The organism is Paramylibacter ulvae (assembly GCF_014652655.1).
In the GTDB taxonomy this organism is placed as follows: domain Bacteria; phylum Pseudomonadota; class Alphaproteobacteria; order Rhodobacterales; family Rhodobacteraceae; genus Amylibacter; species Amylibacter ulvae.
On sequence record NZ_BMZF01000001.1, the window covers coordinates 759,388 to 772,550 of the forward strand.

The following is a 13,163-nucleotide window of genomic DNA, read 5'->3' on the forward strand; positions in this document are numbered from 1 at the left end:
ATTAAGCAGCGATACCCACGCTAGCGCAGGTCTATGCGATCTTGCAAACAGTTTTGTTGTCTAAATCAAACTTTTCACCGTGGCGTTTCGCTGAATGCTTGGCTAGTTTAGCGTTATGTCAAATACCGATCCGCGATTCATCCACCTCCGATTGCATTCTGCCTATTCCTTGTTGGAAGGGGCGCTGCATATTAAAACCTTGCCCGATTTGTGCAAGAAAATGGACATGCCCGCGATTGCGGTCACGGACACGAACAACATGTTCGCCGCGTTGGAATTTTCCGACATTGCCGCCGCTGGTGGGGTGCAGCCGATTATCGGCTGTCAGGTCGACATTGCATATGCGGTGGCGACACGCCCCGATGCGCCACCGCCAAAGGCATTGCCAATGGTGTTTTTGGCTCAAAACGAAATAGGCTACGCCAACCTGATGAAGCTGAATTCAGCGCTGTTCTTACATAGTGGTGATGCGTTGCCGCATGTGACATTGGATGAATTGTCAGACCATACGGATGGATTGATTTGTTTAACGGGTGGTGCGCTGGGCCCCATTGGGCAGTTGTTACAAGATGGGAATACAGATCGTGCGCGTGCATTGATGATGCGCCTGTCGGATATGTTCCCTGATCGCTTGTATGTTGAATTGCAACGCCATCCCCATGAAAACGGAAAACACACCACAGCAGAAGCGGCAACAGAACCAGCGTTTGTTGAAATGGCGTATGCTATGAACTTACCGCTGGTGGCGACGAATGATGTGTATTTCCCAAATCGAGATATGTATGCGGCGCATGATGCGTTGATCTGTATCGCGGATGGTGCATATGTCGACCAACAAGAAGGACGGCGCGTTTTAACGCCAGAGCATTATTTAAAAACGCCCGAGGAAATGGCGCGTCTGTTCTCCGATTTGCCAGAGGCCGTGCAAAACACAGTGGAAATTGCCAAGCGTTGCGCGTTCAAGGCGTATAAGCGTGATCCGATCCTGCCCAAATTCGCAGAAGACGAAATCGAAGAATTACGCCGCCAAGCAAATGACGGTTTGCAAAAACGCCTGGCCGTTATTCCCCATGCGGCAACGGTCGAAGAGTACCAAGAACGGCTTGATTTCGAATTGGGTATTATCGAAGGCATGGGATTCCCCGGTTATTTCCTGATCGTTGCGGATTTTATCGCATGGTCCAAGGACAACAATATCCCAGTGGGGCCAGGGCGTGGTTCGGGTGCGGGTTCATTGGTGGCCTATGCGCTTACGATTACCGACCTTGATCCGTTGCGCTATTCATTGCTGTTCGAGCGGTTCTTGAACCCTGAACGTGTGTCGATGCCTGACTTCGACATCGACTTTTGCATGGATCGCCGCGAAGAGGTGATTCAATATGTGCAGGAAAAATATGGTCGCGACAAGGTCGCACAGATCATCACCTTTGGTGGCCTGTTGTCCAAGGCCGCCGTGCGCGATGTTGGGCGTGTTTTACAAATGCCCTATGGTCAAGTTGATCGGTTATCAAAACTGATCCCTGTCGAGGGAGTGAAACCCGTAAGCATTGCCAAAGCATTGGCGGACGAGCCGCGCTTGCGCGAAGAGGCCAAAGCAGAAGAAGTTGTTGATCGGTTGCTCACCTATGCTCAACAGGTCGAAGGATTGTTGCGCAACGCATCAACCCACGCAGCCGGTGTGGTGATTGGTGATCGCCCATTGGATGAATTGGTGCCACTGTACCAAGATCCGCGTTCTGATATGCCCGCAACCCAGTTCAATATGAAATGGGTGGAAAAGGCAGGCTTGGTCAAGTTCGACTTTTTGGGTTTGAAAACCCTGACGGTTATTCAAGGTGCTGTTGATTTGTTAAAAGATCGCGGGATCGAAATTGATATCGGTGCGATTGATCTGGAAGATCAGAAAACTTTCGATCTGTACGCATCTGCGAAAACCGTTGCGGTGTTTCAGGTGGAATCAACGGGGATGATGGATGCGCTTCGGCGTATGAAACCCACTTGCGTTGAAGACATTGTTGCTCTTGTGGCGCTCTATCGTCCGGGGCCAATGGAAAATATTCCGAAATTCTGTGATGTGAAAAACGGCAAAGCAGAGCGCGATTTAATGCATCCCAGTATTGATCACCTGTTGGACGAAACCCAAGGCATTATCGTTTATCAGGAACAGGTGATGCAAATCGCCCAAGAAATGGCGGGCTACTCTCTTGGCGGTGCGGATTTGTTGCGCCGTGCGATGGGTAAAAAAATCCAAGAGGAAATGGATAAGGAAAAGCCAAAATTCCTGAAGGGTGCTGGTGAAAACGGTGTGCCCGATAAAAAGGCCAAAGAGGTTTGGGATCTGTTGGATAAATTCGCCAACTATGGTTTTAACAAATCCCACGCGGCGGCATATGCGGTGGTGTCCTATCAAACCGCATGGCTCAAGGCGAATTACCCCGTTGAATTTATGGCCGCTGTTGCCAATTGTGATTTGCACCTGACCGATAAATTGAATGTGTTCCATCAGGAAATCAAACGCCTTGGGATCGAGGTTATCCCGCCCTGTGTAAACCGATCAGAGGCGAAATTTTCGGTATCCGAGGGGCGCATTGCATATGCGCTGGGCGGGTTGAAAAACGTGGGTGTGGAGGCGATGAAATTGATCACCGATGCGCGCGCCGATGGCCCATTCCTTGATCTGTTTGATTTTGCACGTCGTGTTGACATGAAACGGGTCGGTAAACGCCCGCTGGAAATGTTAGCGCGTGCAGGCGGATTTGACATGTTGGATCGCAATCGGCGCAAGGTGTTGGCATCCATTGATGCGCTGGTCGGATATTCCGCCGCAACGCACGAAGATCGCAATTCCGCACAAGCAGGATTATTTGGCGATGCGGGCGAAAATTTGCCCGCACCCCGCCTGCCCATGCCCGATGATTGGTTGCCCACCGAACGATTGGCAGAGGAACACAAGGCCATCGGTTTTTATCTGTCAGGGCATCCGCTCGATGATTATTTGCCCGCTTTGAAACGCAAAAAGGTTTTAACACTGGCGGAATTGGAACAACGCGCCACGGCCGGTGGTGTGGTTGCAAAAATTGCGGGCTCTGTTGCGTCCAAACAGGAACGAAAATCTGCACGTGGCAATCGGTTTGCCTTTGTGCAACTGTCTGATCCAACAGGTCTTTATGAAGTGACGGTGTTTTCTGATACGCTTGAAAAGTTTCGCGATTATCTGGAGCCAGGGCAAAATGTTGTGCTTTCGGTCGAGGCGAAATTAGAAGCGGATCAATTGAAATTGTTATGTCGTGGAGCGCAGCCTGTTGACGTATCTGTGCAAGATGCCGCCGCCATGGGGCTTAAGGTTTTTGTCAACGAAGAATCCGCGATATTTAGCGTGGCAACGCGGTTGAACGAAGTGGCCAGAGATAAAAGCATCCGCGGCCGTGGTCCTGTGCATTTAGTATTGAGCCACGCAGATTTACCAGGCGAAGTCGAAGTGGCGTTAAAGGGTGAATATCCCATGAACCCGCAAATCAAGGGCGCGTTAAAACATATTAACGGCGTTCAATTCGTCGAAGAATTTTAAATTAGGCCGCGCTGTCAAACAATGCAGGCAGATCACCCAATTCTTTGGCGCGATCAATCATCACGGCGATATCTTGATCCAACAATGCGTTAAGCTGCTCAAAACTGTCGATCACGAAATATTTGGGTTGAACAATGTCGATCCGATAGGGGGTGCGCAGCATTGTTCGCAAATCCGCATCTGCGTACACCGCATCACCCGAACAGGCAAATTTTGCCTCTGATGGGCTGGAAACGATCCCAGCGCCGTAACCGCGCAAACCTTCATTGGTGCGGATCATGCCAAATTCCACCGTGAACCAAAACAGGCGGAACAAATGCCAAGAATAACCTTTGCCCAAGGATTGCGCCAATTTGCCGATCTTTTCTAAGAAATTGCTGTAAGGTTTATTGCATAATAACGGACAATGTCCGAAAACCTCGTGAAAAATATCCGGTTCTTCGATGTAATCCATATCTTCGCGGCTACGCAGGAATGTCGCCACGGGAAAGCGGCGATCGGCGAGCAATGCGTAAAATTCAGACGGGGGAATGATGGCGGCAACACCTTTGACGCCAAAATCGCTTATCTTATTCAACCGCGCAGAAATTTCGCCAACCTGTGGCACGTGATCGGCAGTTAGGCCAAGTTGGGTTGCCCCATCAAAATATTCTGCGCAAGCTTTGCCGCGTAAAAAAACCATCTGGCGATTATAAAGCTCGCCCCAAATTGCATCCTCTTCTGGCGTGTAGTCATACAGCCCATTGGCGAGCGGTTCCTTGGATGCATATTTCGACGGTTTCTTTTTCATGACGTATTCCTCCCATTGGAAAGTTTACGCCGTTATGTGGGAAATAATTTCCAAAATTTCGCTGATACTGCTAAAAAGTGGGAAATATTTTTAATTTGGGTCAATCCATGAAGTATTCAGATCAAGATTTGCAGGTATTGCGAGAATTACAATCCGATGCCACGTTATCGCTCGCACAATTGAGCGAACGCACAGGCATCGCCCAAAGCACGCTTTGGCGCAAATTGCAGGAATTTGAAAAACGCGGGTTGATTGCGCGACGAGTTTCGATCCTTAACCCCAAGTTGTTGGATTGTGGACTTTGCGTTTTGGCGCATATTTCACTGGCAGATCATAGCTTGGAAACCGTGAATGGATTTTTGCGTTTGGTGAATGCACACGGCGAAATTCAGGAATGTCACAAAACATCGGGGTCGGCGGATTACATTTTGAAAATCCGTGTCAAAGATATGGATGAATACGAAGAATTCTTAACCCATAATTTTTTGCGCAGTGGTTTTGTGCAAAATGTGTTGTCGAATTTCGTGATGAAATCGGAAAAAGATGTGACCGAATTGCCGATTTAATTACCAATGGGGTGGCTTTGCATCGCCGATGGCCACGCCATTCATTGCCTGCGCCTCGGCATCTGCTGCGCGTTCCATTAACATTTGAATGCGCCGTTCTGCGATTTCCAAACGCTTGGCCTGATCCGCGACAATATCGGACAATTCATCCATCATGCGCTGTGCTTCGGACAGTTTGATTTGCAAATCAATGATATCTTGTGTTGGTTCCATGCAAATCTGATACGCGGATGCGTTGATATGCGCAAGTCAACTTGCCCCATTCTGTGCAATCCGTTAGACGTGGCGCCAAGATAAGGAACCACCACCATGGCCAAAAACAGAGAAAAGAAACCTCAACGCCCAAAGGCGCTCCCGCCCAAGGGTTTTCGTGATTATTTCGGCGCCGAAGTTGCACAGCGAAATGACATGTTGAATGCGATCACATCTGTTTATCATCGCTATGGTTTTGACGCGCTTGAAAGCAGCGGTGTTGAAACGGTGGAAGCGCTGGGGAAATTTTTGCCAGACGTGGATCGCCCGAATGAGGGTGTGTTTGCATGGCAAGACGAAGACGACACATGGATGGCGTTACGTTATGATCTGACCGCACCATTGGCGCGTGTTTATGCGCAAAATCGCAATGATCTGCCAACGCCGTACCGTCGTTATGCAACGGGTCCAGTGTGGCGCAATGAAAAACCAGGTCCTGGGCGGTATCGCCAGTTTTATCAATGTGATGCGGATACGGTTGGTACGGCCAGCATGGCCGCAGATGCCGAAATTTGTTCGCTTTTATCCGATACATTGGAAACCGTTGGTATCCCGCGCGGTGATTATATTGTGCGTGTGAATAACCGCAAAGTGTTAAACGGCTTGTTGGAAACGCTTGGCCTTGCAGGTGAGGGCGCGACCGTATCAAGCGATGACATTTTACGCACGGTCGATAAATACGACAAGGTTGGCGAAGAAGGCGTGCGCAAATTGTTGACCACAGGGCGTACCGATGCATCAGGTGCTGAAATCGATGGTGTTGGATTGAAATTGGAACAGGCCAATATCGTTTTGAAAATCTTGCTGTCCAAGGGTGCAAATAACGTCGAGACCATCGCTAATCTGCGCGATGCAATCGCGGGTTCGGATGAAGGTGGCAAAGGTGTTGATGAGCTTGAAGAAATCGCCAACCTGTGCGCCGCACAAGGGTACGGCGAAGATCGCATTGTCATCGACCCATCCGTTGTGCGCGGACTGGGGTATTACACTGGGCCCGTTTACGAGGCTGAACTTACCTTTGAAATTTTGGATGAAAAGGGCCGCAAGCGCCAGTTTGGTTCGGTTGCGGGTGGCGGGCGTTATGACGATTTGGTCAAACGGTTCACTGGACAGGCAGTGCCGGCCACGGGTGTGTCAATCGGTGTTGACAGATTGCTTGCTGCACTTCGCGAAAAGGGTCGTATTGATGCGCAATCAAAGGGACCGGTTGTGGTGACGGTGATGGATCGTGATCGCATGGGTGATTATCAGGCCATGGTATCGGAACTGCGCAACGCAGGTATCCGCGCCGAAGTGTATTTGGGCAATCCAAAAAATTTCGGCAACCAATTGAAATACGCCGATAAACGCGAAAGCCCCGTTGCCGTGATCGAAGGTGGCGATGAAAAAGAGCGCGGCGTGGTTCAGATCAAGGATCTGGCGCTTGGTGCGCGATTATCCGCAGAAATCGAAACCACCGAAGAATGGAAAGCACAGCCCGCGCAGATGGAAATCAAACGCGGCGATCTGGTTGACGAAGTGCGCAAAATGATTGCGCGCGCCGAAGGGGAAATGATCGCGCGCGCCGAAGGGGTGGTGTGGGAGTGATGTTAAACGACAATCGCGCCGCCATTCGTGAAAAGGCCGCAACATTAGAAACCGCATTTCGTAATGCGGGTGCGTTGCATGTGGAATCGGATGCGTTGTTGCCTGCGGACACGTTGTTGGATTTATACGGCGAAGATATTCGTGCGCGTGCCTATGTCACCCAAGACCCGGTGTTGGGCGAACGCATGTTGCGCCCCGATTTTACCGTTCCAATCGTTGAACGCCATATGTCCGAAGGCGCCGAGCCTGCGCGATATTGCTACAACGGTTCGGTCTGGCGCAAACAGGATGCAGGATCACAAAAGGCGAGCGAATTTATTCAGGTCGGTTTCGAATTGTTCGATCGCACCGACCCCGCCGTGGCCGATGCCGAAGTCTTCGCATTGTTTCGTGAAATCTTGCCGGATGATTTAACCGTTGGTACGGGTGATATCGGGATTTTGCGTGCCGCAATCGCTGGGCTAACCACCAGTGATAAACGCCGCGCGGCATTATTGCGCCATTCGTGGCGACCCACACGGTTTCGCCAATTACTGGATCGTTTCGGCGGGAAAACAGCGCCAATTGCATCGCGTGTGGATTTGATCAAAGCGGCGAAGACCGATGGTATTGATACGCTGATAAAATCGAGCGGAAAATTTTTGGGTCTGCGTAGCAAGGCAGAGGTTCACGCACGTATCGAAAGCCTGATCAATGATGTAAATGAACCCAGTTTACCAAGTGGCGAACTGGCGGTGATCGAAGCCATTTTGAACCTTGATTGCACTGCGATACAAGCCGTGAAAAAATTACATGAATTACAATCTGATCTGCCTGCAATCGCTGGTGCGATAGCGGTGTTTGAAACGCGTCTGGCAGCATTGTCAAAACATGGGGTTGATGTTGATACGCTCGCATTTGAAGGCAGCTATGGCCTGACCAGTATGGAATATTACGATGGGTTTGTGTTTGGGTTTCAACGTGGCGAACAAGTGATCGCCAGTGGTGGGCGATATGATGCGCTGACATCCGTGTTGGGCAACGGTCGCGATATTGCCGCGGTGGGTGGCGTGATCCGCCCTGATTTATTGCTGGGGGTTGCGTGATGTTGAAACTGGGTGTGCCGTCAAAGGGGCGGCTGCAAGACGACACAATCGCATGGTTTGCCAAACATGGCATCACGTTAGAACGCACAGGTTCCGATCGCGAATATGCGGGGCAGGTTTCGGGTGTGGGTGGTGTGCAATTGGTGTTGCTATCCGCAGGGGAAATTCCCAAAGAATTGGCGGCAGGGCGCATTCATCTGGGCGTCACAGGGCTTGATCTGATCCGCGAAAAATTATTGCCATGGCAAGAAAAGGTCGCGGTTATGGCGGAAATGGGTTTTGGCTTTGCTGATCTGATTATCGCCGTTCCCAACGGTTGGGTCGACGTGGAATGTCTGGAAGATTTGGACGCGGTGGCGGCACAGTTTCGCAAGGATCACGGGTTTCGTTTACGCATCGCCACGAAATATCACAATTTGGTACGCGGATTTTTGCAATCCAAGGGCGTTGCCGATTATCAATTGATCGACAGCCAAGGTGCCACAGAAGGCACGGTTAAAAACCTGACCGCAGAGGCGATTGCCGATATTACATCCAGTGGTTCCACGCTAGAGGCGAACCATCTGAAGGTCCTGGCTGATGGTTTAATCCTGAAATCACAAGCCACATTATTTGCATCGCGTTTTGCGAATTGGGATGATGATGCGCGTGCATCACTCGCGCAAATGCAAACGCTGGTAAAATGGGATGACATCACGTTATGACCGCCCCCACCATTTTTCGCACCGTCGCAGATATGCGTGCCCAAGTCGCCGATTGGCGCGGGCAAGGATTGCGGATTGGTTTGGTGCCAACAATGGGTGGTTTGCACGATGGGCATATGACGCTGGTTCGCAATGCTTTGTCCAAATCGGATCGCGTGATCACCACGATTTTTGTCAACCCAACCCAATTTGGCGAAGGCGAAGATTTGGATAGCTATCCACGCACAGAAGCAAAAGATAGCGAAATGATCGGCGCGGCGGGCGGGCAGGCTGTGTTCATTCCATCGGTGCGTGAAATGTATCCCGATGGGTTTTCAACCCGTGTTATGGTTGATGGTCTGACGACTGTATTATGCGGCGCAACGCGCCCAGGTCATTTTGATGGCGTCAGCCAAGTAGTGACAAAGCTGTTAAATCAAGCGGGTGCCGATATGGCATTTTTTGGCGAAAAAGATTGGCAGCAATTGGCAGTAATTCGACGATTGGCGCGTGATTTGGATATTGCCACAGAAATTGCGGGTGTCCCAACGGTGCGCGATGAATATGGATTGGCACTTTCATCGCGCAATGGATATTTGTCCGATTCGCAAATCGATATTGCACGTCATTTCAATGTGGTGTTGAAAAAGGCCGCATACGACATCGCAACGGGTGGATTTGCATCGGAAATTTGCACAGCTGCGGGTGACAAATTATTGTCGTTGGGTTTCGAAAAGATCGATTATATCGAATGTCGCGATGCGGTCAGTTTGGAAACAGTTGAGCGCGCGGATTTGAAATCCTGTCGTATTTTTGGCGCAGCGTATTTGGGGCGCGCACGGCTGATTGATAATCATTTGGTCGTTTAGCGTTAAATCAATCCAATATCGGCCAGTGCGATTTCCAAATCTTTGGGCAGTTCATCATCATCTGCGCGTTGTTTTGGTAAATCGGGTGGTGAATCTGCAACCTGTAGATATCGCCAACCTTGGAAGGGGCGTTTTTGCACAGCACTGGTGCGGATGATTTCGGGTTCCAACACAATTGCACAGCGGCGAATGCCGTCATCGCCGATCACCTCGTCCAAGCGGATGATTTTTTGGCGCGCTTGAATGAACCCCTTGATCACCCAAAAGATTGAACCACCATTCAAAATCTCGGCCTCGCGCCGTGGCCACATGCGGGTGATATGGCGCGGTGATCCGTCGCTTCCTTGGGCTTGCGGCGATGCTTGCCAAATGGCCAAGGTTTCGGGCGTTTCGGTGCCGACACTTAATTTGATAAGGTTGATTGTAGAATCCATTCGTTCAAAATAAACATAGAAAATCAGATGTAAATCGTTTACGTTATGTTCCTGCCCAATCAAAAACCGAAAGACAAATATATGAGCCGCTTTTCCGCACCTATCGCCGAACAAATCTGGGATATGAAATACCGTTTCAAGGATGCGGAACAAACCCCCATTGATGGCAGTGTAGAGGATAGCTGGCGCCGCGTTGCACGTGATTTGGCGCGTGTTGAAACCACGCCTGACGCGTGGGAAAACAAATTTTATTCTGCGCTAGAGGATTTTAAATTCCTGCCAGCAGGGCGTATTTTGGCGGGTGCGGGGACACAGCGTTCGGTCACATTGTTCAATTGTTTTGTCATGGGTACGATTCCCGATGACATGGGCGGTATTTTTGAAATGCTCAAAGAGGCCGCACTCACAATGCAGCAAGGTGGCGGTATTGGGTATGATTTTTCCACCATTCGCCCCAAAGGCGCAGATGTAAAAGGCGTGGCCGCCGATGCATCTGGCCCATTGTCATTTATGGATGTATGGGATGCGATGTGTCGTACGATCATGTCCGCTGGTTCGCGCCGTGGAGCAATGATGGCGACCATGCGTTGTGATCATCCAGATATTGAACAATTCATTGCGGCAAAACAGGATGCCGCGCGTTTACGCATGTTTAACTTGTCGGTTCTGGTCACCGATCCATTCATGGAGGCAGTCAAGGCCGACGGCCCATGGGAATTGGTGTTTGATGGCAAGGTTTATCAAACAGTTCAAGCGCGTGATTTGTGGAATAAAATCATGCAAGGCACATATGATTATGCTGAACCCGGTGTGATTTTCATTGATCGTATTAATCAGAAAAACAACCTGCATTACGCTGAAACCATTGCCGCCACCAACCCTTGTGGCGAGCAACCCTTGCCACCATATGGTGCGTGTTTGCTCGGGTCGATTAACATGGCGCGCCTTGTGGCCAACCCGTTCGAAGCAAATGCCGATTTGGATTTGGTCGCATTGGATGATTTGGTGCGCACCGCCGTACGGATGATGGATAACGTGGTCGATGCATCGCGTTTTCCGTTGGATGCGCAACGCGCCGAGGCATACGCAAAGCGCCGTATCGGTTTGGGTGTAACAGGATTGGCCGATGCATTGTTGATGGTTGGCCAGCGTTATGGATCAGAAGCGGCCGCACAACAAACCGAAACATGGATGAAGGCGATTGCACGCGCAGCGTATCTTGCGTCCGCTGATTTGGCGGCGGAAAAGGGCGCGTTCCCACTGTTCGACAAAGCAGGATTTTTGGCATCAGAAACCATGTTGGAAATGGACGATGATGTACGCACCGCGATTGGCGAAAAGGGCATTCGCAATGCGCTTCTGACATCCATCGCACCCACGGGCACGATCAGCCTTTATGCAGGCAATGTATCATCTGGCATCGAGCCAGTGTTCGCCTATGCCTATACCCGCAAAGTTTTGCAAAAAGACGGGTCACGCACCGAAGAAGAGGTCGTGGATTACGCCGTTCAAATGTGGCGTGAAAAATTTGGTGATACCGAATTGCCGGATCATTTTGTGAATGCACAAACACTTGCCCCATTGGATCACGTACGTATGCAGGCAGCGGCGCAAAAATGGATCGACAGTTCGATTTCTAAAACCATCAATTGCCCAGAAGACATCAGCTTTGATGATTTCAAAGAGGTGTATATGGCCGCGTGGGATCAGGGATGTAAGGGTTGCACAACCTACCGTCCCAACGATGTCACGGGTTCAGTGTTGAGCGTGTCAGAAGACACCGAAAAAGCGCCAGAGGTCGATACAGGTGCGGAGGTCGTTTACCTTGCCGAACCACTGGATCGCCCTGAATCATTGGAAGGGCATACATATAAATTGAAATGGCCTGAATCCGAACATGCGATGTATATCACCATCAACGATGTGATTGCCAATGGTCAGCGCCGCCCGTTCGAGGTGTTCGTAAATTCCAAAAACATGGAACATTACGCGTGGACGCTTGCGCTGACACGGATGATTTCGGCGGTGTTCCGTCGGGGTGGTGATGTATCCTTTGTGGTCGAAGAGCTTAAGGCCGTGTTCGATCCGCGCGGTGGCGCATGGGTGCAGGGCAAATATATTCCATCCATTTTGGGCGCAATTGGTGGCGTGATCGAAACTCATATGATCGCAATCGGCTTCATCGCTGGCGAGGGAGAGCATTTGAAATCCGACCCAGAGGCGAAAGTTGTTGCTATGGGGCAGGGTGGAAAATCCTGCCCCAGTTGCGGAACGCCAGGTATGCGCATGATCGAAGGTTGCATGACCTGTGCGTCATGTGGACACAGCAAATGCGGCTAGGGTGAGGTTAAATCAATCGCCTTGCCGATTTGAAGCGATTCCGTTGCCGCATCGGCCAAGATTTGGGCGCATAGCCCGTCTTGGATGCTGGGTGTAACAGCGTTAGGCGATTTGACGGATGCGATGAAATGCGCCATTTCTGCGCGATAGGCCGATTCATAACGTTCAAGGAAAAAATGCTGTGCCGGGGCGCGTTGAAATCCATTTGAGGTGGCCACTTCAACTGTGTTTTCCAACATATTTTCGGCGCGCAACATGCCAATAGAACCGTGGACCTCGATCCGTTGGTCATATCCGTACGTTGCGCGGCGCGAATTTGAGATTTGACAGATTTTGCCACTTGCAGTGGTGAGTGTTACGGCCGCGGTGTCAACATCGCCGGCCTTGCCAATTTCCGGATCAACCAATGATGCGCCAACGGCGTAAATGCGGACGGGCTCTTCGCCGAGCAAAAAGCGTGCCATATCCAAATCGTGAATCATCATATCACGAAACAAGCCGCCAGATTGTTTGATATAACCAATCGGGGGTGGGGATGGGTCGCGCGATAAAATCGTGATCAGTTCAACAGATCCGATTTCCCCTGCCACGATGCGTTTTTGCATATTCGCAAAATTTGGATCAAAACGGCGGTTAAATGCTGTCATGAATGCCACGCCAGATTTACCGACCGCATCCATACATTCGCGAATGCGTGTGGCCGACATATCAACTGGTTTTTCGCAAAAAATTGCCTTGCCTGCATCGCATGCCGCGTGGATCAGATCATAATGTGTATCGGTTGGCGTGCCGATAACCACGGCGTCAATGTCTACATTGCTGATCAGTTCGTCCGCTGACATTGCGGGCGCACCTGTTTTTTTGGCCAATGCCTGTGCGGGTTCATCAAATGCATCCGCAACTGCGCCCACAGTAGCACCATCGATTTGACCAATGGATCGTGCGTGAACCTGACCAATACGCCCGCAGCCGAGTAAACCAATTTTCAT

The 13,163-nt window shown here is 50.5% G+C and carries 11 protein-coding genes; 7 read left to right on the top strand and 4 right to left on the bottom strand.

Annotated elements, in window-relative coordinates:
- The first annotated feature begins 115 nt into the window (after positions 1 to 115).
- On the top strand, positions 116 to 3,568 hold the full coding sequence (dnaE, locus tag IE094_RS03765; protein ID WP_189639199.1) for a DNA polymerase III subunit alpha: 3,453 nt from the start codon (positions 116 to 118) through the stop codon (positions 3,566 to 3,568).
- A gap of 1 nt (position 3,569) precedes the next feature.
- On the opposite strand, the gene IE094_RS03770 is transcribed toward dnaE, so the two are convergent.
- A complete protein-coding gene (locus tag IE094_RS03770) occupies positions 3,570 to 4,358 on the bottom strand; it encodes a phenylalanine 4-monooxygenase (protein ID WP_189639200.1) in 789 nt (262 codons plus the stop codon).
- A gap of 107 nt (positions 4,359 to 4,465) precedes the next feature.
- Between IE094_RS03770 and IE094_RS03775 the strand changes: the two genes are divergently transcribed.
- The gene (locus IE094_RS03775; protein ID WP_189639201.1) at positions 4,466 to 4,924 is read left to right on the top strand and encodes an Lrp/AsnC family transcriptional regulator; all 459 of its coding nucleotides are present in this window, start codon (positions 4,466 to 4,468) and stop codon (positions 4,922 to 4,924) included.
- Here IE094_RS03775 and IE094_RS03780 read toward each other — a convergent pair whose 3' ends face one another.
- Entirely contained in the window at positions 4,925 to 5,137 is a 213-nt protein-coding gene (locus IE094_RS03780) for a SlyX family protein (protein WP_189639202.1), read from the bottom strand. It abuts the gene before it with no gap.
- 96 nt (positions 5,138 to 5,233) lie between these two features.
- Here IE094_RS03780 and hisS point away from each other — a divergent pair, with 96 nt between their 5' ends.
- From hisS to panC, 4 genes are read left to right on the top strand one after another with little or no spacing between them, the layout of a single operon-like run.
- On the top strand, positions 5,234 to 6,763 hold the full coding sequence (hisS, locus tag IE094_RS03785; RefSeq protein WP_189639203.1) for a histidine--tRNA ligase: 1,530 nt from the start codon (positions 5,234 to 5,236) through the stop codon (positions 6,761 to 6,763).
- Complete coding sequence (locus tag IE094_RS03790; RefSeq protein WP_189639204.1) at positions 6,763 to 7,848, top strand: ATP phosphoribosyltransferase regulatory subunit; 1,086 nt, start codon at positions 6,763 to 6,765, stop codon at positions 7,846 to 7,848. Before hisS ends, IE094_RS03790 begins: the two co-directional genes overlap by 1 nt.
- On the top strand, positions 7,845 to 8,552 hold the full coding sequence (hisG, locus tag IE094_RS03795) for an ATP phosphoribosyltransferase (protein ID WP_189639205.1): 708 nt from the start codon (positions 7,845 to 7,847) through the stop codon (positions 8,550 to 8,552). Before IE094_RS03790 ends, hisG begins: the two co-directional genes overlap by 4 nt.
- Positions 8,549 to 9,400, top strand: coding sequence for a pantoate--beta-alanine ligase (gene panC / locus IE094_RS03800; protein WP_189639206.1), 852 nt, complete (start codon positions 8,549 to 8,551; stop codon positions 9,398 to 9,400). The genes hisG and panC overlap by 4 nt, the downstream gene beginning before the upstream one ends.
- A gap of 2 nt (positions 9,401 to 9,402) precedes the next feature.
- On the opposite strand, the gene IE094_RS03805 is transcribed toward panC, so the two are convergent.
- Positions 9,403 to 9,834, bottom strand: coding sequence for a DUF1489 family protein (locus IE094_RS03805; protein WP_189639207.1), 432 nt, complete (start codon positions 9,832 to 9,834; stop codon positions 9,403 to 9,405).
- Positions 9,835 to 9,915: 81 nt separating this feature from the next.
- Between IE094_RS03805 and IE094_RS03810 the strand changes: the two genes are divergently transcribed.
- Positions 9,916 to 12,174 carry an adenosylcobalamin-dependent ribonucleoside-diphosphate reductase gene (locus IE094_RS03810; RefSeq protein ID WP_189639208.1) on the top strand — a complete coding sequence of 753 codons (2,259 nt, stop codon included), beginning with the start codon at positions 9,916 to 9,918 and terminating at the stop codon, positions 12,172 to 12,174.
- Here IE094_RS03810 and iolG read toward each other — a convergent pair.
- On the bottom strand, positions 12,171 to 13,163 hold the full coding sequence (gene iolG, locus IE094_RS03815) for an inositol 2-dehydrogenase (protein WP_189639209.1): 993 nt from the start codon (positions 13,161 to 13,163) through the stop codon (positions 12,171 to 12,173). The genes IE094_RS03810 and iolG overlap by 4 nt on opposite strands.